The organism is Burkholderia arboris, from assembly GCF_902499125.1.
GTDB lineage: Bacteria > Pseudomonadota > Gammaproteobacteria > Burkholderiales > Burkholderiaceae > Burkholderia > Burkholderia arboris.
The window spans coordinates 273,235-298,689 of the sequence record NZ_CABVPX010000004.1; the positions used below are offsets into that span (position 1 = coordinate 273,235).

Annotated in this window: 22 protein-coding genes; 8 read left to right on the forward strand and 14 right to left on the reverse strand. The window is 68.4% G+C overall.

Annotated features, from left to right (window positions below; all coding sequences use genetic code 11):
- Nucleotides 1-28 precede the first annotated feature (28 nt).
- The 4 genes from BLA15945_RS07285 (at nt 29) to BLA15945_RS07300 (ending at nt 4,321) form a co-directional block, all read left to right on the forward strand.
- The gene (locus tag BLA15945_RS07285) at nt 29-427 is read left to right on the forward strand and encodes a nuclear transport factor 2 family protein (RefSeq protein WP_047850193.1); all 399 of its coding nucleotides are present in this window, start codon (nt 29-31) and stop codon (nt 425-427) included.
- Between the two features lie 160 nt (nt 428-587).
- Complete coding sequence (xsc, locus tag BLA15945_RS07290; RefSeq protein ID WP_059237115.1) at nt 588-2,405, forward strand: sulfoacetaldehyde acetyltransferase; 1,818 nt, start codon at nt 588-590, stop codon at nt 2,403-2,405.
- A 117-nt stretch (nt 2,406-2,522) separates the two neighbouring features.
- Nucleotides 2,523-3,557, forward strand: coding sequence for a phosphate acetyltransferase (gene pta, locus BLA15945_RS07295; protein WP_174991911.1), 1,035 nt, complete (start codon nt 2,523-2,525; stop codon nt 3,555-3,557).
- On the forward strand, nt 3,554-4,321 hold the full coding sequence (locus BLA15945_RS07300) for a sulfite exporter TauE/SafE family protein (protein WP_059237117.1): 768 nt from the start codon (nt 3,554-3,556) through the stop codon (nt 4,319-4,321). Before pta ends, BLA15945_RS07300 begins: the two co-directional genes overlap by 4 nt.
- A 13-nt stretch (nt 4,322-4,334) precedes the next feature.
- Here BLA15945_RS07300 and BLA15945_RS07305 read toward each other — a convergent pair whose 3' ends face one another.
- Both BLA15945_RS07305 and BLA15945_RS07310 read right to left on the reverse strand, forming a co-directional pair.
- A complete protein-coding gene (locus tag BLA15945_RS07305) occupies nt 4,335-6,056 on the reverse strand; it encodes a cobaltochelatase CobT-related protein (protein ID WP_174991912.1) in 1,722 nt (573 codons plus the stop codon).
- Nucleotides 6,053-7,042 carry an AAA family ATPase gene (locus BLA15945_RS07310; protein WP_059237119.1) on the reverse strand — a complete coding sequence of 330 codons (990 nt, stop codon included), beginning with the start codon at nt 7,040-7,042 and terminating at the stop codon, nt 6,053-6,055. Before BLA15945_RS07310 ends, BLA15945_RS07305 begins: the two co-directional genes overlap by 4 nt.
- A 184-nt stretch (nt 7,043-7,226) precedes the next feature.
- On the opposite strand from BLA15945_RS07310, the gene BLA15945_RS07315 reads away from it, so the two are divergent.
- Complete coding sequence (locus BLA15945_RS07315) at nt 7,227-7,979, forward strand: IclR family transcriptional regulator (protein WP_059237120.1); 753 nt, start codon at nt 7,227-7,229, stop codon at nt 7,977-7,979.
- Between the two features lie 26 nt (nt 7,980-8,005).
- Here the strand turns inward: BLA15945_RS07315 and BLA15945_RS07320 are convergent, their stop codons facing one another.
- From BLA15945_RS07320 to BLA15945_RS07350, 7 genes are all read right to left on the reverse strand, one after another.
- A complete protein-coding gene (locus tag BLA15945_RS07320) occupies nt 8,006-8,953 on the reverse strand; it encodes a dimethyl sulfoxide reductase anchor subunit family protein (RefSeq protein WP_174991913.1) in 948 nt (315 codons plus the stop codon).
- Between the two features lie 37 nt (nt 8,954-8,990).
- A complete protein-coding gene (locus tag BLA15945_RS07325; protein WP_059237122.1) occupies nt 8,991-9,737 on the reverse strand; it encodes a 4Fe-4S dicluster domain-containing protein in 747 nt (248 codons plus the stop codon).
- A gap of 16 nt (nt 9,738-9,753) precedes the next feature.
- Entirely contained in the window at nt 9,754-12,690 is a 2,937-nt protein-coding gene (locus BLA15945_RS07330) for a molybdopterin oxidoreductase family protein (protein WP_174991914.1), read from the reverse strand.
- A gap of 225 nt (nt 12,691-12,915) precedes the next feature.
- Entirely contained in the window at nt 12,916-14,340 is a 1,425-nt protein-coding gene (locus tag BLA15945_RS07335; RefSeq protein ID WP_059237124.1) for an amino acid permease, read from the reverse strand.
- A gap of 178 nt (nt 14,341-14,518) precedes the next feature.
- Nucleotides 14,519-15,934, reverse strand: coding sequence for an NAD(P)/FAD-dependent oxidoreductase (locus BLA15945_RS07340; RefSeq protein ID WP_174991915.1), 1,416 nt, complete (start codon nt 15,932-15,934; stop codon nt 14,519-14,521).
- 414 nt (nt 15,935-16,348) lie between these two features.
- On the reverse strand, nt 16,349-17,653 hold the full coding sequence (locus BLA15945_RS07345; protein WP_174991916.1) for an MFS transporter: 1,305 nt from the start codon (nt 17,651-17,653) through the stop codon (nt 16,349-16,351).
- A gap of 119 nt (nt 17,654-17,772) precedes the next feature.
- Entirely contained in the window at nt 17,773-19,428 is a 1,656-nt protein-coding gene (locus BLA15945_RS07350; protein WP_174991917.1) for a GMC family oxidoreductase, read from the reverse strand.
- Between the two features lie 187 nt (nt 19,429-19,615).
- Here BLA15945_RS07350 and BLA15945_RS07355 point away from each other — a divergent pair, with 187 nt between their 5' ends.
- Complete coding sequence (locus BLA15945_RS07355; protein WP_174991918.1) at nt 19,616-20,440, forward strand: IclR family transcriptional regulator; 825 nt, start codon at nt 19,616-19,618, stop codon at nt 20,438-20,440.
- Nucleotides 20,441-20,463: 23 nt separating this feature from the next.
- Here the strand turns inward: BLA15945_RS07355 and BLA15945_RS07360 are convergent, their stop codons facing one another.
- The gene (locus BLA15945_RS07360; RefSeq protein ID WP_059237129.1) at nt 20,464-20,787 is read right to left on the reverse strand and encodes a hypothetical protein; all 324 of its coding nucleotides are present in this window, start codon (nt 20,785-20,787) and stop codon (nt 20,464-20,466) included.
- A 202-nt stretch (nt 20,788-20,989) separates the two neighbouring features.
- Entirely contained in the window at nt 20,990-21,613 is a 624-nt protein-coding gene (locus tag BLA15945_RS07365) for an FMN-dependent NADH-azoreductase (protein WP_174991919.1), read from the reverse strand.
- Nucleotides 21,614-21,695: 82 nt separating this feature from the next.
- Here BLA15945_RS07365 and BLA15945_RS07370 point away from each other — a divergent pair, with 82 nt between their 5' ends.
- Entirely contained in the window at nt 21,696-22,064 is a 369-nt protein-coding gene (locus BLA15945_RS07370) for an ArsR/SmtB family transcription factor (RefSeq protein WP_059237131.1), read from the forward strand.
- Complete coding sequence (locus BLA15945_RS07375) at nt 22,061-22,519, forward strand: SRPBCC family protein (RefSeq protein WP_174991920.1); 459 nt, start codon at nt 22,061-22,063, stop codon at nt 22,517-22,519. Before BLA15945_RS07370 ends, BLA15945_RS07375 begins: the two co-directional genes overlap by 4 nt.
- A 30-nt stretch (nt 22,520-22,549) precedes the next feature.
- Here BLA15945_RS07375 and BLA15945_RS07380 read toward each other — a convergent pair whose 3' ends face one another.
- The 3 genes from BLA15945_RS07380 to BLA15945_RS07390 are packed head-to-tail and all read right to left on the reverse strand — an operon-like array spanning nt 22,550 to nt 25,221.
- Nucleotides 22,550-23,572: a DUF2891 domain-containing protein gene (locus BLA15945_RS07380; RefSeq protein WP_059237133.1), complete on the reverse strand. Its 1,023-nt coding sequence runs from the start codon at nt 23,570-23,572 to the stop codon at nt 22,550-22,552.
- A 12-nt stretch (nt 23,573-23,584) separates the two neighbouring features.
- The gene (locus BLA15945_RS07385) at nt 23,585-24,535 is read right to left on the reverse strand and encodes a DUF979 domain-containing protein (protein ID WP_174991921.1); all 951 of its coding nucleotides are present in this window, start codon (nt 24,533-24,535) and stop codon (nt 23,585-23,587) included.
- Nucleotides 24,532-25,221 carry a DUF969 domain-containing protein gene (locus BLA15945_RS07390; protein WP_174991922.1) on the reverse strand — a complete coding sequence of 230 codons (690 nt, stop codon included), beginning with the start codon at nt 25,219-25,221 and terminating at the stop codon, nt 24,532-24,534. The genes BLA15945_RS07385 and BLA15945_RS07390 overlap by 4 nt, the downstream gene beginning before the upstream one ends.
- Between the last annotated feature and the right edge of the window lie 234 nt (nt 25,222-25,455).

Genomic DNA, 25,455 nt, shown 5'->3' on the forward strand with positions numbered 1-25,455 from the left:
CCGCCCACCATTCGACAGGAGACACGTTATGGCAGACACGCTCACCGGCCCCGTCACGGCCGCCACGCTCGCGGCATTTTCCGACGCATTCAACCGGCACGACGCCAATGCGTTGATGGGCTTCATGACCGAGGACTGCGTATTCGACGCGGCCGGTGGCCCCGACATTCACGGTACGCGCTTCGTCGGCCGCGATGCGGTACGCGCCGCGTTCGAGGCCGTGTTCAAGACCTTCCCCGACGCGCACTGGGGTCACGGCCGCCACACCGTCGCCGGCGAACGCGGCGTCTCCGAGTGGGTGTTCACGGGCACGCACGCCGAAGGCTGGCGCATCGAGGCCGAAGGCTGCGACCTGTTCGAATTCCGCGACGGACTGATCGCCGTCAAGCGCGCTTTCCGCAAGGAACGGCCGAAGCAACCGGCCTGAGCGCGCCACCCGGGCCACCATGCCCCGCGCGCATTTTGAAACGAATCATTTCATTTCATTCCACATTCCCCGGCAGCAGGTGGAATGGCTTGACCGGCTTTCCCAAGCAAATAGCATCTGGAACAAGACGTTCCGTTAATTGAACAATCGGAGACAACCCATGAGCGAACAATCCACTTCCCTGCGTGCATCGACCAGCGGCCCGCAGGACATGACGCCGTCCGAAGCCTTCGTCGAGACCCTCGCGGCCAACGGCGTGACCGACATGTTCGGCATCATGGGCTCCGCGTTCATGGATGCGATGGATATCTTCGCACCGGCCGGCATCCGCCTGATCCCGGTCGTGCACGAACAGGGCGCGGGCCACATGGCCGACGGCTATGCGCGCGTGTCGGGCCGCCACGGCGTCGTGATCGGCCAGAACGGCCCCGGCATCAGCAATTGCGTGACGGCGATCGCAGCGGCTTACTGGGCGCACAGCCCGGTCGTGATCGTCACGCCGGAAGCCGGCACGATGGGCATCGGCCTCGGCGGCTTCCAGGAAGCGAACCAGTTGCCGATGTTCCAGGAATTCACGAAGTACCAGGGCCACGTCACGCACCCGGCGCGGATGGCCGAGTTCACCGCGCGCTGCTTCGACCGCGCGCAGGCCGAGATGGGCCCGACGCAGCTGAATATCCCGCGCGACTACTTCTACGGCAAGGTCAAGGTCGAGATTCCGCAACCGCGCCGCCTCGATCGCGGCGCCGGCGGCGAGCAGAGCCTCGACGACGCGGCCGAGCTGATCGCGCAGGCGAAGTTCCCGGTGATCATCTCGGGCGGCGGTGTCGTGATGGCCGACGCGATCGAGGAATGCAAGGCGCTCGCCGAACGGCTCGGCGCACCGGTCGTCAACAGCTACCTGCACAACGATTCGTTCCCGGCGAACCACCCGCTGTGGTGCGGCCCGCTCGGCTACCAGGGCTCGAAGGCCGCGATGAAGCTGCTGTCGCGCGCGGACGTCGTGATCGCGCTCGGCTCGCGCCTCGGGCCGTTCGGAACGCTTCCGCAGCACGGGATGGACTACTGGCCGAAGGACGCGAAGATCATCCAGATCGACGCCGACCACAAGATGCTCGGCCTCGTGAAGAAGATCTCGGTCGGCATCTGCGGCGACGCGAAGGCGGCCGCCGTCGCGCTCACGCAGCGCCTCGAAGGCCGCACCCTCGCGAGCGACGGCTCGCGCGGCGACCGCGCCGACCAGATCGCGACCGAAAAGGCCGCGTGGGAAAAGGAACTCGACGACTGGACGCACGAACGCGACGCGTACAGCCTCGACATGATCGACGAGCAGAAGAACGAAAAGACCTTCAACGGCGGCCGCTACCTGCATCCGCGCCAGGTGCTGCGCGAGCTGGAAAAGGCGATGCCCGAGGACGTGATGGTGTCGACCGACATCGGCAACATCAACTCGGTCGCGAACAGCTACCTGCGCTTCAACAAGCCGCGCAGCTTCTTCGCGGCGATGAGCTGGGGCAACTGCGGCTACGCGTTCCCGACGATCATCGGCGCGAAGGTCGCCGCGCCGCACCGCCCGGCCGTGTCGTATGCGGGTGACGGTGCGTGGGGCATGAGCCTGATGGAAACGATGACCTGCGTGCGCCACAACATCCCGGTGACGGCCGTCGTGTTCCACAACCGTCAATGGGGCGCGGAGAAGAAGAACCAGGTCGACTTCTACAACCGCCGCTTCGTCGCCGGCGAACTCGACAACCAGAGCTTCGCGGCGATCGCGCGGGCGATGGGCGCCGAAGGGATCACGGTCGATCGTCTCGAGGATGTCGGCCCGGCGCTCAAGCGCGCGATCGACATGCAGATGAACGAAGGCAAGACGACGATCATCGAGATCATGTGCACGCGCGAACTCGGCGATCCGTTCCGCCGCGATGCGCTGTCGAAGCCGGTGCGCATGCTCGACAAGTACAAGGACTACGTGTGATGCCGCGTCGCTGACGCAAGCGCTGCCGGCCGTGCCCTTCCCGCACGGCCGGCACCCGGCCGGACGCCGTGCCCCGTGCGGGCCGCCGCATCCGGCCTTTTTTACTTCGAATTCCCGATGAAAGCCCTCGACCGCATTCTCGAATCCGCGCGCCGTCAGCCGATGCGCATCGCGCTGTGCGAAGCCGACGATCCGCGCGTGCTGCACGCCGCCGCGCGCGCGACGCGCGACGGCATCGCCCGCATCGTGCTCGTCGGCGACCGTGCCGCCATCCATGCGGCGGCCGCGCGCGACGCGATCGATCTCGACGGCACGACGCTCGTCGATCCGGCCGCCGCCGCGCACCGCGACGCGTATGCCGATGCCCTCCATGCGCTGCGCAAAGACAAGGGCATGACGGCCGACGCCGCACGCGACGCGGTGCTCGACCCGCTCTGCCACGCGAACCTGATGGTCCGGCTCGGCGACGCGGACGGCTCGGTTGCGGGCGCCGTGCATGCGACGGCCGACGTCGTGCGCGCGGCGATCCAGCTGATCGGCGTCGATCCGGCGTTCCGGATCGTGTCGAGCTTCTTCCTGATGATGCTGTGCGAGCCGTTCCACACGATCAAGGGCGGGCTGATCTTCTCCGACTGCGCGCTCGTCGTCGATCCGGACGCCAGCCAGCTCGCCGAAATCGCGATGGCCGCTGCCGACAGCGCGCACGCGCTGCTCGGCGAGGCACCGCGCGTCGCGATGCTGTCGTTCTCGACGAGCGGCAGCGCGCACCATGCGGCGGTCGACAAGGTGACGGCCGCGACGGCGCGCGTGCGCGAACTGCGCCCCGCGCTCGCGATCGACGGCGACGTGCAGCTCGACGCGGCGATCGTCGCGGAGATCGCCGAACGCAAGATCGCGCATTCGCAGGTCGGCGGCCATGCGAACGTGCTCGTATTCCCGAGCCTCGAAGCCGGCAACATCGGCTACAAGCTTGCCGAGCGGATCGGCCGCGCAAAGGCCGTCGGCCCGCTGCTGCAAGGGTTGCGCCGGCCCGCGAACGACCTGTCGCGCGGCTGCAGCGCCGACGACGTCTATCACGTGATCGCGGCGACCACCGTGCAGGCGCACGCGGCCGCGCAGCGAGCCGCGGCCGGCGAGGCGGCACACGCATGACGGCAGACAAACTGGCGATCCTGATCGCGGTGATCGGCGCCGGCAGCTATTTCCAGACCGTCACGGGGTTCGGGCTCGGGATGATCGTGATGGGCGCGACGAGCGGCTTCGGGCTCGCGCCGCTCGCCACCGTCGCGACGCTGATGAGCGTCGTGTCGCTCGCGAACGGCGCGACCGCGCTACCCGGCCGGCTGCATCACATCGACTGGCGTGCGGTCGGCGCCGCGACGCTCGGCATCCTGCCGTCGGTCGTCGCCGGCGTGGTGCTGCTCGAATGCCTGAGCCGCTCGGCGGCCGACCTGCTGCAGCTGATCCTCGGCGCGGTCGTGCTGTACGGCGGCCTGAGCGCGGCGCTGCGCCCGACGCCGTTGACGGAGCGCTCGGACAACCGCAGCTTCTTCGTCAGCGGCCTGTTCGGCGGACTGCTGAGCGGGATGTTCGGCGTGTCGGGCCCGCCGCTCATCTTCCAGTTTTACCGGCAGCCGCTGACGCTCGTGCAGATCCGCTGCGCGCTGATCGTGCTGTTCACGACGACCTCGGCCACGCGCGTGCTGTACAGCGCATGCGAAGGCCAGCTCGATCGCGATATCTGGCTGCTGGCCGCATTCGCGACGCCGGTCGTGATGCTGACGACGATCGCCGGTCGCCACTACCCGCCGCCGCTGTCGCCGGTCGCGCTGCGACGGCTCGCATTCGGCGTGCTGATGGCGATCGGTGTCGGGCTGATCGCGACGTCGCTGCCGCCGCTGCTGCATCGCGGCTGATTCCCCGCCTCTTTCACCGCCGCGCACCGATCCAGCGCGCGATTTCGACGAGCCGCTTCATGTCGGGCGCCGACACGAGATCGATCGCGAGCCGGTGCCGGTAGTACGGGCCGAGATCGAGCCCGACGCCGAGCCCGAGCACTTCGACCTGGCCGGCCACCTCCTGTCGCGCAACCACCTGTTTCAGATGGTTGTCGAGATAGAACGGATCGTTCGCGAGCGCCGTCGCGCCGTCCATCGGACTGCCGTCCGAGATCACGACGAGGATCTTTCTGGCCTCCGGCCGCGCCGCGAGCCGCGCGCACGCCCATTCGACCGCTTCGCCGTCGATGCCTTCTCGGAACAGGTCGGCCTTGAACAGCGCCGCAATGCCGGTGCGCGCATGCCGCCAGCGCGTGTCGGCATCCTTGAACACCAGGTGGCCGGTTTCGTTGAGCCGGCCCGGATGGCGCGGCTTGCCGCACGCGAGCCACGCCTGCCGCGCGCGGCCACCGTTCCACGCGAGCGTCGTGAAGCCCAGCACTTCGGTCGCGAGCCCCGCGGCGTCGCCCGCGCGGGCCAGCGTGTCGACCATCAGCGCGACGCCGTCGATCCACGTCTTCATCGAGCCCGAACAGTCGATCAGGAACGCAACTGCGCAGTCCGCATGCGGCCGCACGCGTTCGAGCCGGAACAGCCGCCGTTCGGCCGGCGAGCTGACGAGCTGCGCGAGCCGGCGGCCATCGAGGCGGCCATGCTCCTCGCCGAACGACCAGCCGTCGGCCTGCGGCACGACGAGCGCCGCACGCAGCACGCGGGCGAGCCGGGTGACGTTGATCCGCTGCGCGGCGACCTGCGCATCGAGCCGCTCGCGGTACTCGCGCAGCAACGCCGCGCGGATCTGCGCGGCCGGCCGCAACTCGCGGTCGTAGCGCGTCGTGTACGCGCGATAGACGGCGCCGCCGCCGTGCAGCACGACGCTGTCGCCCGTCTCCACCAATGCCGGCAAGTCGATGCCCGTGTCGTCGAAATCGACCCACAACGAGAAATTCGTAAGCGCATCGTCCTGCTCGCGTGCGTCTTCGGTCTCCGGATCGACGACGGCCGCACGCGCGTCCCGGATCATCGACGCAATGCGCCGCGCGAGCGCCAGCGCATGTTCCGCGAATTCACGCTGATCGTGCCGGCACCGGCGCAGCCCCGCGAGCTGCACGCCGATCTCGGGCACGATCGCCGCGCGCGACGCTTCGATCAGGTCTTCCGTTTCCTCGAGCACCGGCCAGCCCGTCAGCCGCGACCACGCGATCTGCGCGACCGTGTAGACCAGCATCCCGACATGCGTATCGGCCTGTCCCGACCGGTGAAACGCACGCGACCAGGTTTCGAAGCGATGGCGCAGGTTCTGCACGACGCCGCGCATCGCGGGTGGTGCAAGCGATTCGCAGCGCAGTTGCTCGAGCATCTCGAACAGCACGCGTTCGACGGGATCGCCGCCGGAGAACGCGCGATGCAAATCGGCATCGGAATGCAGGATGCGCAACGCGGCGCCATCGGCCGCGCCGCGCCACGACGCGAGATCGTCGTCGGCGGCCTGCGCGCGCAGGTGCGGCGCATGGATCGGCAACGGCCGCAGGTCGCGGCACACGCGGCCCGCGCGGTAATGCAGCGCCGCATCGCGCGTCAGCGCACGCACGGTCGACGCGCCGAGCGCTTCGCGCGCGGAGGCACGCCGCGCCGCATCGCGACCGGCGCTCACCGCCCCGCCCCCGGCTCGCCGCCGCCGGCACGCGACGCGACCGCCAGTTCCTCGCCGAAGCAGCGCTGGTAATACTCGGCGACGACCGGCCGCTCGGCGTCGTCGCACTTGTTCAGGAACGTGAGCCGGAACGCGAGCGCCGGATCGCGGAAAATCTGGCAGTTCTCGGCCCAGTTGATCACCGTGCGCGGCGACATCAGCGTCGACAGGTCGCCGGTCGCGAAGCCGTTGCGCGTCAACTCCGCGAGGCTCACCATCGATTCGAGCAGCGGGCGGCCGGCTTCGTCCGCGAGTTCCGGCACGCGGGCGCGCACGATGCCGATCTCCTCGTCGCGCGGCAGGTAGTCGAGCGTCGCGACCACGTTCCAGCGGTCCATCTGCGCATGGTTGAGCATCTGCGTGCCGTGATAGAGCCCGTTCAGATTGCCGAGCCCGACCGTGTTCGCGGTCGCGAACAGCCGGAACGACGGGTGCGGATGGATCACGCGGTTCTGGTCGAGCAGCGTGAACTTGCCGTCGCGCTCCAGGACCCGCTGGATCACGAACATCACGTCGGGCCGCCCCGCGTCGTATTCGTCGAAGATCAGCGCGACCGGCCGCTGCAGCGCCCACGGCACGATCCCCTCCTGGAATTCGGTCACCTGCACGTCGTCGCGCACGACGATCGCGTCCTTGCCGACCAGGTCGAGCCGGCTGATGTGGCCGTCGAGGTTCACGCGCACGCACGGCCAGTTCAGCCGCGCGGCAACCTGCTCGATATGCGTGGACTTGCCGGTGCCGTGCATCCCCTGCACGAGCACGCGGCGGTTGCGCGCGAAGCCCGCGAGGATCGCGAGCGTCACGTCCGGGTTGAAGCGGTACGCATCGTCGACATCGGGCACGTGGTCGTCGCGCGCGCTGAATGCGGGCACCATCAGGTCCGAGTCGAAACCGAACCGTTCGCGGACCGACACCATGCAGTCCGGCTTGTTCGTCACCCCATCCATTGCGTTGCGCTCCTGTCGTTGCGTGTTGCGCAGGCGTCGATCGCGCCTGCGTCGATCCTGTTTACGGAACGATTCGTTCCGTTGCCGAAAATGCGTGCCGGGTTGCCGTGCCCGCCGCCCCGCGCGGCCGGCCTGCCGGGCCGTTCGGTACAATGGCCGCAGTCCAGTTTCCGGAACGCCCGACATGCTGCCCGCGGATACGCCCACGCTGCGCGCCTTCGCGCTGCTCGAACATCTCGTCCAGGCCGGCGACGCCGTGTCGCTCGCCGATCTCGCGCGCGACGTCGATATCCCGAAGGCATCGCTGCACCGGATGCTCGCGTCGCTCGAAGCCGGCGGCCTCGTGATCCGCGAGCCGGGCCGCAAGAACGCGTATGCGATCGGGCCGCGCCTCGCGCGACTCGGCACCGGCGTGATGCTGCATGCGGGTGCGCGCCGGCTGCGCCACGCGATCCTCGAACGGCTCGTCGCCGATCTCGGCGAAACCTGCAACCTGACCGCGCTGCACGACACCGAAGTCGTTTATCTCGACCGCGTCGAGGCCGACTGGCCGCTGCGGCTCGACCTGAAACCGGGCTCGCGCGTGCCCGCTTATTGCAGCGCGAGCGGCAAGCTGCTGCTCGCGCTGCTGCCGCGCGACGAACGCGCCGCGCTGGTGCGTGCGATGGCGCTGCCGCGCCACACGCCGAACACGATCTCCGACCCCGAGCTGCTCGAAGCCGAACTCGACCGCACCGCGCACAAGGGCGTCGCGATCGACAACGAGGAATTCGTCGCGGGTATCGTCTGCATCGCGGCGCCGATCCTCGGCGACGACGGCGCGTGCATCGCCGCGGTCGCCGTCCATGCGCCAGTGTCGCGCGCGCCGCTGTCGCGGCTGCTCGACCACGTGCCGCGCCTGCAGGAAGCGGCCCGCGCGCTCGCGGACACCTTCTAGTACGGCGCGACCGCTCGCTTCCAGCGTCATGACGCGCGCTGGTAGTAGATGTTCTGCGGATGCCGCGCATCCGCGAAGAAGAACCAGCGTTCCGCGACCAGCCCCGCATACTGGATCACGAACGCCGCGCCGAGCGCGACGGCCGCCGCGACTGGTGTCGGCGCGAGTGCGCCGGCCCCCGTCAGCACGAACGGCACCGCGAACGCACCGATCAGGAAACCGGCCTTCACCGCGCGCAGCGTGCCGTTACCCTGCCCGTGAAAGAATTCCTTCGTGTTGAATGCGCTGGCCGTGAAGCCGCGCGACTTCTGCTCGACCTTTTCGCTGCGGATCCCCGTCGCGCTCTGCACGGTCGACTTCGGCCGCAGCCGTGCATTGCGCGCGAGCGACGCGAGCCGTGCGACGCAGCCCGCGAGCGTCAGCACGCAGGCGGCCACCGCGAGCCGGCCGACCAGCGCCGGCACGAGCCATGCCGCGCAGGCCGTCGCGAGCGTGCACCCCGATGCGCAGCCAAGCAGCACGAAGTTCACCAGCGTCAGCGGGCTCGCCCATTCCTGCAGGAAGCGCAGGCACGCATAAATCATCGCGGTGCAGACGAACAACGCGACGCTCGCGAGCGCGCCCGCCGCGCCGATCAACAGCGTGCCGGGCCAGCCGAACAGGTGCGCGGCGCCATACGCGAACGCGCATGCGAGAAACACCGGCAGCGCGATGCATTCGCGCGACAGCCACGACGTGCGCCACATCGCGATCGCACGCCAGGCACGTTCGGGGTGGCCGAGATGGAAGAACGACGCGAACAGGCCAAGCACGCCGAGCACGACCGACAGCGCGGCGCCGGTCACATAGAACGCGGCGGCCACGTCGAGGCCGGCCAGCCGCGCCAGCGCCTCGACGATCACGAGCGTCAGCAGCAGGCCCTGTGCGGCGCCGCACAGCGTGGTGAGAAAAACGACCGAAAAGGCTGGGCGCATGGGAACTCCGTATGGTTCTGAATGAAATGCGTCGCGCTCAGCGCGGCGTCGCCAGCGACACGAGATCGATGTCGCCGCGCGATGCACGTGCCTCGAACGAATCGTCCTCGTTGCGTCCGTCCGACGCGCTGCCGCATCCGCCGCTGCTCCCGCAACCGCACGACGCTTCGGTCTTCACGCGCGGCAGGTAATGGTTCGACGGCCGCGTGCCCCATTCGGGCATCAGCGCATAGCCGCCGCGTTCGCGGATCGCGCGCGACACGTCCGATTCGGGATCGTGCACGTCGCCGAACAGCCGCGCCGACGTCGGGCACGCGAGCACGCAGGCCGGCTTGCGGTCGCGTTCCGGCAGCGCGTCGTTGTCGATGCGGTCCGCGCACAGCGTGCACTTCGTCATCTCCTTGCGGCCTTCGTCGAGCTCGCGTGCGCCGTACGGGCACGCCCATGCGCAGTACTTGCAGCCGATGCACTTGTCGTAATCGACCAGCACGATCCCGTCCGACTTGCGCTTGTAGCTCGCGCCGGTCGGGCAGACGGGCACGCACGGCGGGTCCTCGCAGTGCAGGCACGACTTCGGGAAGTGGATCGTGTCGGTCATCGGAAACACGCCGGCTTCGTACGTCTGCACGCGATTGAAGAACGTGCCGGACGGATCGTCGTCGTACGGACGCATATCGGCGAGACTGCCGGCTTCGCCCGACGTGTTCCATTCCTTGCAGCTCGTCACGCAGGCATGGCAGCCGACGCACACGTTCAGGTCGATGACGAGGGCCATCTGGGTCATGGTTCTGCTCCTTCGTTCAACGATCGTCGGACGTCGGGCCGGCCGACGCCGCGCGCCGCAGCCGCGCGGCGAATGCGCCGGTTCCCGCGAAATACGCCTGCACGCGCTGCAGCACGCGCGGCGTGCCGGGCAGCGCCGGCATCGGCGCGAACTGCGGCAGCGTCGTCGCCGCATCGGCTTCGGCCGGATAGATCCGCACCTGCACGTCGTACCAGCCGGCCTGCCCCGTAACCGGATCGGAGTTCGACATGCGCGCACCGGCGCGCGCCGCATCCGGCAACTCGTCGGTGATCACGTGGTTGAGCAGGAAGCCGCGCTGCGACTCGCCCGCGTCCGGCCCGAGATTCCATGCGCCCGACGCCTTGCCGATCGCGTTCCACGTCCACACGGTGCCGGGCTCGACGGCCTCGCTGTAGCGCGCACGGCAGCGTACCTTGCCCCACGGCGATTCGACGTAGATCCACGCGCCGTCGTCGATCTGCTGCGCGGCGGCCGTCACCGGGTTCACGAACAGGTGGTTCTCGCCGTGGATCTGCCGCAGCCACGCGTTCTGCGAATCCCACGAGTGGTACATCGCCATCGGCCGCTGCGTGATCGCCGCGAGCGGATAGCGGTTCGCATCGGTCAGCCCGCTTTCGAGCGACCGGTGCCAGAACGGCAGCGGATCGAAATAGCGCGCGATGCGCTCGCGCAGATGGTCGGGCGGCTGGCGGCCCGACGTGCGGCCCTGCGCAGCGAGCCGGAATTTCTGCATCACGTCCGAGTAGAGCTGGATCACGATCGGCACACCGAACTTGCGCATGCCGTTGTCGACCGCCCACTGCATGTACGGGCCGTTGCAGTTGCGCATGTACTGCAGCGGCTCCGGCAACCGGTGGTGGTACACGCAGTTGTTCTCCGCGTAACGCTTCCACTGGTCGGGGTTCGGCTCGCCGACGACGGCCTTGTCGCCGTCCTTGCCGCGCCAGCCGATCAGGAAGCCGGTGCCCGAATTCGGCGCGGTCTGGAAGTTGATGACGAAATCCGGATAGTCGCGGTACTTGCGCTGCCCGTCCGCGGTCGTGAAGGCCGGAAACTTCAGCCGGCTCGCCAGCTCGATCAGCACTTCCTGGAACGGTTTGCATTCGCCGGTCGGCGGCACGACGGGCACCCGTACCGAATCGACCGGCCCGTCGAATTCGGAAATCGGCCGGTCGAGCACCGACATCACGTCGTGCCGTTCGAGGTAAGTCGTGTCGGGCAGGATCAGGTCGGCGAACGCCGTCATCTCCGACGCGAACGCATCGCACACGACCAGGAACGGGATCCGGTACTCACCGTCGTCGCGCTTGTCGACCAGCATCTTGCGCACTTCCGTCGTATTCATCGACGAATTCCACGCCATGTTGGCCATGAAGATCAGCAGCGTATCGATCGGATAGGGATCGCCGCGCCACGCATTGGTGATCACCGAATGCATCAGTCCGTGCACCGCGAGCGGGTATTCCCACGAGAATGCCTTGTCGAGCCGCGCGGGCGTGCCGTCCGGATGGACGAACAGATCCTCGGGGCCGGCCGGCCAGCCGAGCGGGCCGGTCGCGAGCGGCGTGTTCGGCTTGATCTGGTCGGGATCGTTCGGCGGTTTCGCCGACGGCGGCACCGCGCGCGGATACGGCGCCTTGTGGCGAAAGCCGCCCGGGCGGTCGATCGTGCCGAGCAGCGACATCAGCACCGCGAGCGCACGAATCGTCTGAAAGCCGTTCGAATGCGCGGCGAGCCCGCGCATTGCATGGAACGCGATCGGCACGCCCTTCACCGTCGCATGTTCCTTGCCCCACGAATCGGTCCATCGCACCGGCAATTCGATCGCGTGCGCGCGCGCGACCGTTTCCATCTCGCGGGCGAGGCGGCGGATCGTATCCGCCGCGATGCCGGTGATGTCGGCCGCCCATTCGGGCGTGCAATCGGCCACCTGTTCGCGCAGCAGCGTGAACGACGGTGCAACCGGCGTGCCGTCGTCGAGCGTGTAGCGGCCGTCGAGCGCAGGCTCGGCGCCATCCGTGTGGTGCAGCACCGCGCGGTTCGTCTTCGTGTCCCACCACATCCGGTTCTGCGGATACAGCGGGTTGACCTCCGGCGCATCGGCATCGCGCACGAACAGCCCGGACGTGTCGGCATCGGCACGCAGGTCGATCAGCTCGCCCGCGTTCGTGAAGCGAGACACGAATTCCATGTCGAACGCGTCGCGCGCGATCAGCTCGTGCATCAGCGCCATGAACAGCGCGCCGTCGGTGCCCGGGCGGATCGGAATCCACTCGTCGGCAATCGCCGCGTAACCGGTGCGCACCGGATTGATCGCGATGAAACGGCCGCCCGCGCGCTTGAACTTGCCGAGTGCGATCTTCAGCGGATTCGAATGGTGATCCTCCGCGGTGCCGATCATGAAGAACAGCTTCGCGTTGTCGAGGTCGGGGCCGCCGAATTCCCAGAACGAGCCGCCGATCGTATAGATCATCCCGGCCGCCATGTTCGCCGAGCAGAACCCGCCGTGCGCCGCATAGTTCGGCGTGCCGAACTGTTTCGCGAACAGGCCCGTGAGGGCCTGCATCTGGTCGCGGCCCGTGAACAGCGCGAAGCGCTTCGGGTCGGTCGCGCGCAGGTGCGACAGGCGCTTTTCGAGCACGTCGAACGCGACCTCCCACGACACCGGCTCGAACTGGGCATCGCCGCGTTCGGCGCCCGGCTTGCGCATCAGCGGCTGCGTGAGCCGCGCGGGCGAATACTGCTTCATGATTCCCGACGAACCTTTCGCGCAGATGACGCCCTGGTTCAGCGGATGCTGCGGATTGCCGTCGATATAGCGCACTTCACCGTCGCGCAGGTGTACGCGGATGCCGCAGCGGCATGCGCACATGTAGCACGTCGTGGTCTTGATGTCGGCCTGCTCGTCGCGCTCGCGTGCCCGATGTTCCATCGTCTGTCCTCGTTCGCGGATGACGGTGCGCCCCGCCGGGGCGCACCCGTGAATCGGTTCATCCATGCTATGCCGGCAGGCGGCCGACATAAAGTCGCATCCTCCGATCGGTCCTATCGGGCGGCCTGATAGTTGGCCGCGACATCCATCGGATCGCCCGCCGGATCTGCACGCGCGAAGGCCCGGCGCGCGCACCGGGCCTTCGGCGTCATGCGTTACCGCCCGTTACCGCGGCGGATACGCAAGCAGTTCGCTGTCGTCGAGATGCTCGCGACGGCTGCGGCGCGTCAGCCCGTATGCGACGACCAGCACGCCGAGGCTCGCGACGCCGAGCCACAACGGCTTGCGCTGGTCCGGGATGAACGCCATCGCGACGAGAATGCCGATCATGCCGACGATCGCGACCCAGGTCAGGTACGGATACGCCCACATCTTGACGCGCAGCTTGCTGGCGGCCACCGGGTCGAGACGCTTGCGCAGGCGCAGTTGCGAGAACGCGATCAGCACGTACACGAACAGCGCGACGGTGCCGTACGAATTGACGAGGAACGCGAACACGGTGTCGGGCGACACATACGACATCACCACCGACGCGTAGCCGAACACCGTGCCGAGCAGGATCGCGCGCACCGGCACGCCGCGCTTGTTGACCTTCGCGAGCGCGGCCGGCGCGTCGCCGTGGCGGGTCAGCGCGAACAGCATTCGCGATGCCGCATACAGGCCCGAGTTGAGCGCGGACAGCACGGCCGTCAGCACGATCGCGTTCATCACGTTGGCGGCGGCCGGCAGGCCCATCACTTCCAGCGCGCTCACGTACGGCGTGGCCATCTGCGCGGAATTCCACGGCACCAGCGCGACGACGAGCGCGACCGACCCGACGTAGAACACCAGCACGCGCGTAATCACCGAGTTGGTTGCCTTTGCAACGGCCTTGGCCGGCTCCTTCGCCTCGGCCGCCGCGATCGTCACGATCTCGGCGCCGAAGTAGAACCCGGTGGCCGCGACCGCCCCGCTCATCACCGGCCCGATGCCGAGCGGCATGAAGCCGCCGTGGCCGAGCAGCGTCGGCAGCACGGCTGTGGTGTGCATCGACGCAGGCCACAGGCCGAGCACGTAGAGGCCGCCGAGGAACAGGAACACGATGATCGCGCCGACCTTGATCGACGAGAACCAGAATTCGAACTCGCCGTAACTGCCGACCGAGATCAGGTTCGTGAGCGTCAGCACGACCAGCAGCGCGAGACTGATGATCCAGGCCGGCGTGTCGGGCAGCCAGAACTGGATCAGCTTCGCGCCCGCCACCGCTTCGAGCGCGACGACGATCACCCAGAAATACCAGTACATCCAGCCGGTGAGGAAGCCCGCCATCTTGCCCGGCCCGCGCCAGTTGCCGAACGCGAGCCGCGCGTATTCATAGAACGAGCCGACGGCCGGCATCGCACAGGCCATCTCGCCGAGCATCCGCATCACGAGCACGACCAGCCCGCCCGTAATCAGAAACGACAGGATCGCGGCCGGCCCGGTCTGCTGAATCACCACGCCGCTGCCGACGAACAGCCCGGCACCGATCACGCCGCCAAGCGCGATCATCGTCATGTGGCGCTGCTTGAGCCCACATTTCAGGTCACTCTGTTCCATCGAGGGTTGCATGTCTTCTCCATATCCAGTTGTCCGGCGCCGCCCGCGCATCACCGTCGGGTGAACGCGAGCGCCGCCGGCGACGGCGCGTGCAGGGGCGCCTGCAGCCCCGGCCGCACGGATTTCCGTTGCTTTTCTTGTGTTGGATGGCCCGGTGCGAGCGCGCGGCGCCGGGCCGGATGCACCGCGTTCAGGGTTTCTCGTCGTTCCTGAAGTACGACACGTAGAGCATTCGCTGCCCGAGGCGCCGGAACGGCGCGAACGGGTGGCCCGGCAGCGGCGACGTGAAGATCGGCAGCGTCTGGCGTGCGCCCTTCCCCGCGATCTGCTCGGCAAGGCGCCGGCCGGCCTGCTGCGAGTACGACACGCCGTTGCCGCCATAGCCGAGCGCGTAGTACACCGACTGCCGCGGATCGGGCTGGCACACGCGCGGCATCATGTCGTGGCTCACGTCGACCCAGCCCCACCACGAATAATCGATCTGTACGCCTCGCAGCGCGGGAAACTTGCGCGCCATCCCTTCCTTCAGCAATTCGAAGTGGCGCGGGTTCGGCGCATCGTCGCCGGTGATCGCGCTGCGGCTGCCGATCTGCAGGCGGCGATCGGGCAGGAACCGGTAGTAGAAGCGCAGCGTGCGCGTATCGGTCAGCACCTGCGTCGTGCGGAAATTGCACGCGTCGATCTCGGCGTCGGTGAGCGGCCGCGTGACCATCGAATTCGACAGGATCGGCATCACCTTGCTGCGCAGCGACGGATGCAGCGTCTGCGCGGTGTACGCGCCGGTCGCGATGCCGACCGCACGGGCCCGCACGACGCCGCCCGGCGTACGCAGATGATGGACGCCGTCGATCGTCTCGAAACCGAGCACCGGGCTGCTCGTATGCACCTTCGCGCCGGCTTCGCGGGCGAGCCGCAGGTAGCCGAATGCGAGCTTCAGCGCATGGATGCCGATGCCTTCCGGCTCGTGCAGCGCGCCGGCCGCCTCGTGGTCGTCGATGAATTCGCGGCGGAACGTCTCCGCGCTCAGCAGTTCGGACGGATAGCCGAACACGTCCTTCCACACCTTCGCCTCGGCCGCGAGCTTCGCCATGATGCGCGGGCGATGCGCGATCAGGAAATGGCCGCCCGGCTGCGGTTCGCAGTCGATTTCCGACACGAGCGACTTGAAGTGCTCGAAGCCCTCGAGGATCTCGTCGTGCATCTTCAGCGCAACGTCCTTGCCCCAGCGTTCGATCCACTGCGAGCGCGACAGCCGGCCCGACGCGTTCTGCCCCTGCCCGCCGTTGCGGCTGCTGCAGCCCCAGCTCGTGCGGTTGGCCTCGAGCACGACGGCCTTGATGCCGTGATCCCGCGCGAGGCACAGCGCGGTTGCGAGGCCCGTGTAGCCGGCGCCGATGATCGCGACGTCGACATCGAGATCGCGCGTGACGGGGCCGTCGTCGGGCGGCGGGGTGCCGGCCGTCGCGACCCAGTAGGTCGGCGCGTACTGCTTGCCGCACCCGGGGCCCGGCGACACGAGCGGATCGTAGGTCGGGTCGTAACGCGTATCGTTCGGCCGGGCGCCGGCAAAGCCGCTCGCGGTGCCTTCGATGGAACGGGTCGACATGATCAGCCCTCCGACACGGGCGTGCCTGTTGCGCCGCAACGGGCGCGCGAGGCGATTGGACTGACTGATGCGGGGCGCGTGCCCGCCGCGCGGGCGAATGCTGCCGACTGCCTGTAGGTCATGCCTGTCTCCTGATCGTGCTCTTCGGGTCGATCGTGTGCAGATGCTTCAATGCGGCGATCTGTCGAGGCAAGTGTAGGCAGGCCGATTTTTCGCAGGTAGGTCCAGTGGACCGCATTCGCTTGGACCAGCGTGCGGGGCCCGCGGGCGGACCAGCGCGGCGGGCAATACGAACCAACGCGGGGCGACCGGCTGCGGGCGACCGGCGGCGAACGGCAGCGCGGCGCGCGGAGCCGCTGGCGACCGGTTCGCCGATACGACCCCGCGCGCCGCCCCGCCCCGCCCAGCGCAACGTCACGTCGCGCGCACCGCGACGCCGGTCAGGTTGCCGCGTTTCTCGATCGCCCGCGCGGACACGATCGACAGGAGTGCAGACAACATCACGTAAACCCCGACGAGCCAGGGCGCGCCGCCGTTCACGCGCAGCAGCGCGGTTGCAACGATCGGCGTGAGGCCGCTCGCGAAGATGCCCGACACCTGGTAGACGAACGAAATGCCCGTGTAACGCACGTTCGCGTCGAACAGCTCCGCGAACAGCGCGGCTTCCGGCCCATACGCCATCGCATAGAAGATCCCGAACGGGATCACCAGCGCGAGCCACACGGCGGGCAGGTTCGTCGACTGCGTCTGCAGCAGCCAGAACGCGGGCAGCACCGACAACCCGCACAGCGTCGCGCCCCACCGGTACACGCGCGCACGGCCCAGCCGGTCCGACAGGCCGCCGAACACCGGGATGAACACGCACATCACGACGGCCGCGCTCATCACGCCGAGCAGCGCGTCGCCGCGCGAGATCGACAGGTTGCGCGTCATGTAGCCGATCGAGAACACCGCGAACACGTTGAAGAACACGCCGTCGATGTAACGCGCCCCCATCCCGAGCAGGATCGCCTGCCGGTAGTTGGCGAGCAGCTCGACGACCGGCAGCTTCGTGTCGCGCCGCTGACGCTTGAGCGCGACGAACTCGGGCGTATCGGCCACCCGCGTGCGGATGTAGAAGCCGACCGCCACGAGCAGCAGCGACGCCGCGAACGCGACGCGCCAGCCCCACGCGAGGAACGCGGCGTCCGGCAGCACGCGCGACAGCAGCGCGACGACGCCGGCCGCAAGGCACAGCCCGATCGCAAGGCCGATCTGCGGCAGGCTCGCATACAGCCCGCGCCGGTGCGGCGGCGCATATTCGTACGCCATCAGCACCGCGCCGCCCCACTCGCCGCCCAGGCCGATGCCCTGCAGCACGCGCAGCGTCAGCAGCAGCACCGGCGCCCACATGCCGATCTGCGCGTAGGTCGGCAGGAACGCGACGCCGGCCGTCGACACGCCCATGATCAGCATCGTCAGGATCAGCGCGGACTTGCGCCCGACGCGATCGCCGAGATGGCCGAACAGCAGGCCGCCGAGCGGCCGCGTGACGAAGCCGACCGCGAACGTCGCATACGCGAGCATCGTCGACACGAACGCGTCGTCCGCCGGAAAGTACTGTTTGTCGAACACGATGCCGGCGACCACGCCGTACAGGAAAAAGTCGTACCACTCGACGGTCGCGCCGATCACGCTGGCCGCGGCCACGCGTCGGACGACCCGGGAATCGATTGCCATGCGAGCTTCTCCAGGTAAGGATGCGCCGCAACCTGCCCCGGCGCCGTGCCGGCGGGGGCATCGATGAGCGCGCGGCGGCCGTCCGGGCGCAGGAGCACGGGCCGCGCGGGCGCCCTGTCCTACGCGACTGCCTCGGCGGCCGGCGCGACGCTGCGGCCGCGATCGGCCTCGCGCGCGTCCTCGAGAATCATGTCGGACGCCTTCTCGGCGACCATCACGATCGGCACGTTGGTATTGCCCGATACGAGCGTCGGCATGATCGAGCAGTCGACCACGCGCAGCCCGCGCGTGCCGTACACGCGCAACCGCTCGTCGACGACCGCGAGCGGATCGCTCGCGACACCCATTTTCGCCGTGCCGGACGGATGGAAGATCGTCTGGCCGTATTCGCGGCAGAACTCGAGCAGTTCGTCGTCGGTCCGCGCGTCGGCGCCGGGCCGCACCTCGCGCTTCATCAGCGGCGCCATCGGCTCGGTGGCCGCGACGCGGCGCGCGAAGCGCACGCCGGCCACCGTCGTGCGGCGGTCGCGCTCGGTATCGAGATAATTCGGCTGGATCGACGGCGCGTCGCGCGCATCGTCGCTGATGATCCGTACGGTGCCGCGCGATTCGGGCCGCAACTGGCAGATCGAATACGTGCAGCCCGGAAACGGATGCACGCTGCCGCCGGCCGAATCGGCCGACAGCGTCGAGAAATGGAACTGGATGTCGGGCGTCGCCGATTCGTCCGGCAATGCGCGGCAGAACATGCCGCCCTGGTTGATGCCGATCGCGAGCGGGCCGCCGCGGAACAGCGCCCATTGCAGCCCCATCTTCGCGCGGCCGACCCACGAATGCAGCGCGTCGTTGGTCGTGATCGGCTTCGTCACCTCGTAGATCAATCGCACCTGCAGATGATCCTGCAGGTTCTCGCCGACGCCCTTGCGATCGGCAACGACCGGAATCCCGTGCCGGTCCAGCAGCGCGGCCGGCCCGACGCCCGACACCTGCAGCAGCTGCGGCGACTGCAGCGCCCCGGCCGCGAGGATCACCTCGCGCAGCGCCCGCACCTCGTGCACCTTGCCGTGCTGCACGTAGCGCACGCCGGACGCCTGCGCGCCGTCGAACAGCACCTTCAGCGCCTGCGCATCGGTTTCGATGTGCAGGTTCGGCCGCCCGCGCGCGGGCTTCAGGTACGCGACGGCCGTCGAGCAGCGCAGCCCGTTGCGCGTCGTGAGCTGGTAGTAGCCGACGCCCTCCTGGTCGCCCGTGTTGAAATCGTCGACCGTGCGCACGCCGAGCCGGTTCGACGCGGCGACGAACGCATCGACGAGTTCATGGCGCTGCCGGATCGCCGACGCCCACAGCGGGCCGCCGGTGCCGCGCGTCGGCCCGTCGCCGAGCGTGTTGTGTTCGAGCCGCCGGAAGTACGGCAGGCACTCGCGCCAGCTCCAGCCGCGGTTGCCGAGCGCGGCCCAGTGATCGTAGTCCTGCTGCTGCCCGCGCACGTAGATCAGCCCGTTGATCGAGCTGCTGCCGCCGAGCGTGCGGCCGCGCGGCCAGTACAGGCGGCGGTTGTGCATGTTCGGGTCGGGATCGGTATGGAAGCCCCAGTTGTAGATCGGGTGGAACATCGTCTTGCCATAGCCGATCGGCACATGGATCCACATGTAGTTGTCGGCGGGGCCGGCCTCCAGCAGGCACACCGTGTGGCGGCCGCCGTCGGACAGCCGGTTGGCGAGGACGCAACCGGCCGATCCCGCGCCGACCACGACATAGTCGAAGCTGCGTGTCATTCCGTGTCTCCGTTCCGGGTATGAGAAAAATCCGGTATGTTTCGTCCAAATTTATGGAGCACACGAAGCGCGTACAAGCCGATTTATTGTCCGCGCCGTGAATGTGGTACAAAAACCGCTCAATTCGTTTCATTTCTGCCGGACACGACCATCCCGGGACGCACGCCGATCCCGACGGAGGAGACACATGCGCGACACCGCCCCCGCGCCGCCCGATGGCGCGCCCGCCGACGACGCACGCGTGCTGCGTGCGCTCGCCGTGCTCGAAGCACTGGCCTCGGCCGGGCAGCCCTACACGCTGTCGCAGCTCGCCGCGCGGCTGCACATCCCGAAGGCGACGCTGCTGCGGCTGGTCGAATCGCTCGAAACGCGCGGCTACGTGATCCACATGCCCGACTCGCGCGGCCACGACCGCGGCATCGCGCTCGGGCCGCGCGCCGCGCAGTTCGCGCTCGCGGCACTGTCGAACAACACGTTCACGCGTGGCTGCCGGTCGGTGCTGCGCGCGCTCGTCGACGTGCTCGGCGAGACCTGCAACCTCACCGCGCTCGACGGCGACACGGTGCTGTACGTCGAACGCGTCGAGACGACCGAGCCGCTGCGGCTCGAGATGCGGCCCGGCATGCGCGTGCCGCTGCATTGCACGGCGAGCGGCAAGCTGTTCCTGTCGCAGATGAATGCGCTGGAGCGCAACGCGATGCTGGCGCGGCTCACGCTGAAGAAGATGACCTACCGGACGCTGACCGATGCGCAGTTGCTCGCGGCCGAGCTCGACCGGCTCGCCGCGCGTGGCGTCGGAATCGACAACGAGGAATTCGTGCGCGGAATGGTGGCCGTCGCGGTGCCGGTGAAGGATGCCGCGAGCGGCCGCGTGCTCGCGGCGCTCGCCGTGCATGCGCCGACCGCGCGTGCGACGCTCAACGACCTGCTGGAGAACGTGCCGAAGATGCGCGACGCGGCCACGCGGCTCGCGCCGCTGCTGCATGGGGCCGACGGCGTGCCGCCGGGCTGAGGCGGCCGCACGCGCTCACCGCTTCATGCGAGGTGGTAGCGCAGCCAGAAGGTTTCGCGGCACGCGTTGTCGAATGTCAGCCGCGACGGGCTGATCGGCTGCGCATCGGGATGATGGAGCACGTCGTAGTCGATCCAGCATTCGGCGCACAGCAGGTCGGACGGCGCGCGGTCCTGCTCGACCGAGCGGCGCACGATCGCGCCGTTGTCGAAACGGTATTCGGTTTCGTCGCGCGTGACCTCGACCTCGTCGTCGGTCCAGCGGTCGTGCGACGTCGCGTGCGACACGATCTGCACCGGCCCGGCGAGCCCGTGGATCGCGGCGACGTAGGAAATGAGCTTGTCCATGGCGAGGCGGCGAACTGGCGGATGGCCGTATCGCGCAACGCATGCGGCGCGAAACGGCCCGAGCGGCGAGTATAGCCGCGCGCCGAAGACCTTGCCGCCGACGGGGTTTCGCGCGCTGCGCGCCCGGCGCGAACGTCGCGCGCCAGCGCTCGCCCGTGCCGTCGCCGGCCACGTGCGCGAGTGCGCGCGAGATGCCGGTCGACTACGCGAACAACGCGTGCACCGCGTCGAGGTGCGGCGCGAGAAACGCCGCGCTATCGGTCTTGCCGGTGAACACGTCCGCTGCCCCGTCCGCCATCACGAAACGCATGTCCGTGACGCCCAGATAACCGAACAGCGTTCGCAGCCACGGCTCGAGGAAATTGCGCTGCGCCCGCTCCGCGGCCGGCCCGTAGAGCCCTCCCGCCGCGATCACGAAGGTCGCACGTCGCCCGCCGAGCAACCCGCGCGGCCCGGACGACGTCGTTTCGATCGTCTCCCCTTGCCTGACGATGTGATCGAGCCAGAGCTTGAAGTGCGCGGACGGCCCCCAGTTGTGCATCGGCACGCCGATCACGTATTCGTCGGCGTCGCGCAGCTCGGTCGTGAACGTCGTCGACAATGCCAGCATCTCGTTTTGCTGCCCGGTACGCAGGTCCGGCGGCGTGAAGTTCGCCGCGATCCACGCCGCGTCGATCGGCGGCATCGCAATGCGACACAGATCCCGTTCCACGACGCGCCCGCCGGGATGCGCGCGCAGCCAGTTACGCGCATACGCCTGCGTCAGTTGGCGCGAAACGGACGCATCGCCCATTGGGCTCGAATCGATTTGCAATAACTTGAACATCGGAATTCTCCGGTTGAAAGCGATCCGATGTTATTCAACCCAAAGGTTGACTGTCAACCTTTGGGTTGAATATAATGCCGCCATGAGTCTCTCCACGAATCCACACGATCGTTCGCCCGACAGGCTGGACGCCATCTTCAGCGCGCTTGCCGATCCGACCCGGCGGTCGATACTCGGACGGCTGCGCGACGGCAGCCTGACCGTGGGCGAGTTGGCGGCGCCGTACGGCGTGAGCCTCAATGCGATCTCCAAGCACGTCAAGACGCTCGAGAAGGCGGGGCTGATCCGCCGCGAAATCCGGGGGCGCGAGCACGCGTGCCAGCTCGACGCGGCAAATCTCAAGGAAGTCCAGCAGTGGCTCGACCATTACGCCGAGTTCTGGGGCGAGCGGCTCGACGCGCTCGACCGGCATCTCGCCGCCAAGCGAAAACAGAAGCCGCCCCAGTCATGAGCGGTCATGCGATCACGGTCCGCAAGCTGCTTCATGCGTCGCGCGACGACGTGTTCGACGCATGGCTGGACGCGGACGGCCTGTGCGCGTGGATGCTGCCCGGCACGATGAAGCATTGCGACGCGATGCTGGAGCCGCGCGTCGGCGGACGCTTTCACATCGTCATGCGCTCGTCGCGCATCGAGTACACACACTCCGGCGAATACCGGGTGCTGGAGCGCCCGTCGAAGCTGGTATTCACGTGGCAGTCCTCCTACATGAACCAGCAGGAAACGCTCGTCACGATCGATCTGTTCGACCGCGACGGCCTGTGCGAACTCGTGCTGACGCATGAGCGCGTACCGTCCGAGCTTGCGCCCAAAGGCGTCTCGATCGGCTGGCGGCAAATGCTGGACAAACTCGACGTGTCGCTACAGTCGCCGGGCGACGACACGATTGCGCGGCCGCGGACCTGAACCGCCGGGCCGCGGCCCTTCCCGCCCGCGCTACGCGTCGAGCGCGAGCAGCGCGAACGTCGCGAGCCAGTGCTCGCCCATGTAGTCGCCGGCCACGTGCGCGAGCGCGCTCGCGAGGTGCCGGTCGGCCGCGTCGAGCAGCTTCGCGCGTCGTGCATCGCCTTCCGGCAGCGCGCCGGCCAGTGCGCGCTGGCACCACGCGCGGCTCAGGTTCAGCCCGTCGAGGTGCGCGATCTTGCCGTCGCTGCGATCGCTGACCGTCGCCGGTTCGAACAGCGTTGCCGGCTCGCCGCGCGCGAGGTCGGGCAGGAAGCGCGCGAACCAGCCGTCGAATTCGGCTGCCGGCAGCACGCGTCGCATCAGCTCGGCTTCCATCAGCGCGGGCGACAGGAATTCGTCGCCCGACGGCTCCCACGCCTGGCACGCGACGTCGTTCAGGTGCCAGCGCTTCGCGGTATCGACGATCAGCGCCGCGAGCCCGTCGCGCTGCGTATCGCGTGCGAAATCGAGCGTGAGCGCCAGCGCGAACGCGGTGTTGAAGTGCGTCCCTACGCGCAGCGGATACGTCGCTTTCGGCAGGAAGGTCTCGAAGCGCGACACGAACAGGTCGGTGAGCGGCGCCATCGTCTTCGCCCAGCGCGCGGCCTGCGGCAGCGCGCCCTTCAGCGCGAGCCGCTCGAGCTGCGCGGATAGCGCGAGCAGCCACGCCCAGCCGTATGGCCGCTCGAAGCCGCTGTTGTGCGGCAGCGCGAGATACGCGCGTTCGCCGGCGACGTTCGCGTCGGTGAAATGCGCATCGACGGTCGCGACGATGCGCTCGGCCTCCGGCAATGCCGGGTAGCGCTCGAGCACGCTCAGCACGAGCCAGTAGCCGTGCACGCACGAGTGCCAGTCGTAGCTGCCGTAGAAGATCGGGTGCAGCGCGCGCGGCCCCTGCACGTCGTGCGGCCCTTCGAGTGAATGCGTGAGCTTGTTCGGATATTCGCGGGTCAGGTGCGCGAGCGCGAGCGACGCGAATGTCGAGGCGAGTTCGGGGGTAAGTCGGTCGGTCATGTGGGCATCTCGTCAGAAGCGGAATACGAACGCAAACATCAGCAGCGTGTTCACCGCGAGCAGCAGCACGGCTGTCGGCCACTGCGCCTTGATCACGCCGTTCTTGTCCTTCAGTTCGAGCAGCGCCGCCGGCACGATGTTGAAGTTCGCGGCCATCGGCGTCATCAGCGTACCGCAGAAGCCGCTCAGCATCCCGATCGCGCCGACGATCGCCGGGTTGCCGTGGAACTGGTGGACGATCAGCGGCAGGCCGATGCCAGCCGTCATCACGGGAAATGCGGCGAAGCCGTTGCCCATGATCATCGTGAACAGCGCCATGCCGATGGTGTACGCCGCCACCACCGCGAACGGCGAATCGATCGGCACCCATTCCCTCACGAGCCCCGACACCACGCCGCCGACGCCCGCGACCGCGAACAGCGCACCGAGCGCCGCGAGCATCTGCGGCAGGATCGCGGCCCAGCCGACCGCGTCCATCGTGTGGCGCGCTTCCTTCACCGCATGCACGGGCGAATCGCGCAGCATCGCGAGCGCGACCACGAACGCGACGATCGTGCCGAGCACGAGCGAGATCAGCGTCACGCTCTTCGCTTCGACGAACGGGACGTGCTTGAGTGCGAACGTGCCGATCAGCGTGACGACCGGAATCAGCAGCGCGGGCAGGAACAGCCGGTTGCCGAAACGCTGCGCGAACGTCTCGCGCCGTGCGGCCGCCGCTTCACCGGCCTCGTCGGACTTGCCGCGCCCGAGCTTGCCGGAGCCGGCGATCACCGCCAGCGCGATCGCGAGGCAGCCCGTCACGAAATGCGGCAGCAGCGCGCCGAACAGGAACGTGACCGCATAGATCGCCCAGAACGCGAAATTGACGACCCGGCGCGGGTTCGTGCGGTCCGTCAGGTTGAAGCACGCGAACGCGGCGAACATCAGCCCCGCGAGCGTGTACAGCGATTCGAGGCCGATCATCGCGCGCCCCCCTGCTTCACCAGGCCGAAGCCGCGCGTCAGCCGGCGGTCGAGCAGCGCGAGGCGCGTGCAGTGGATCAGCAGCGCGGCGATCGCGGTCGGGATCGCCCACACCGACAGCTGCAGCGGCTCGATCGAGATCCCGTTCTGTTCGAGAAAACCCTTGATCAGCAGGATCGACTGGATCGCGATGAAGATGTCCTCGCCGAAGAACACGGCGACGTTGTCGACGCCCGACGCATGCGCGCGGATCTGCTGGCGGACCGACTCCGGCAGCTCGCCGTGCCGGCTGACGGCCGCGGCTTCGGCCATCGGCGCGATCAGCGGCCGCACCATCTGCGCGTGGCCGCCGAGCGACGTCAGGCCGAGCGCGGCCGTGGCCTGGCGCAGCACGAAGTACAGCATCAGCACGCGGCCCGTGGTCGCCGCCTGCACGCGCGAGATCATCCGCTTCGCCTGCTCCTTGAGCCCGTTGCGCTCGAGCAGCGCGATCACCGGCAGCGTCAGCCAGATCAGCCCCATGTAGCGGTTTTCGGTGAATGCCTTGCCGAACGCACTGACGATGTCGACAAGATTCAGCCCGCCCGCGAGCCCCGTCGCGAGCCCCGCGATCGTGACCACCAGCAGCGCATTGAAGCGCAGCGCGAAACCGATCACGACGATCGGCACCCCAATCAGCACCAGCATTTCCCCTCCTTGTGTCGGATGCGCGCCACCCAGGCAACGCGCTGCCGGCCCGGTTTCGACCGGGCTCGGACGGCGAAATCTAACACGAGACTTTATCGATAAAAAGTCGACAATTTGCCGGATCGGGTAAACGTTGAAGCGTGCAAGCACCGTGCCGGGGCCATGTGTCGGCCGTGTTTCATTGGACGAATCGATGGCGGGCCAGCCATCGCGGGCACGTTGGCCGCCGGTCGT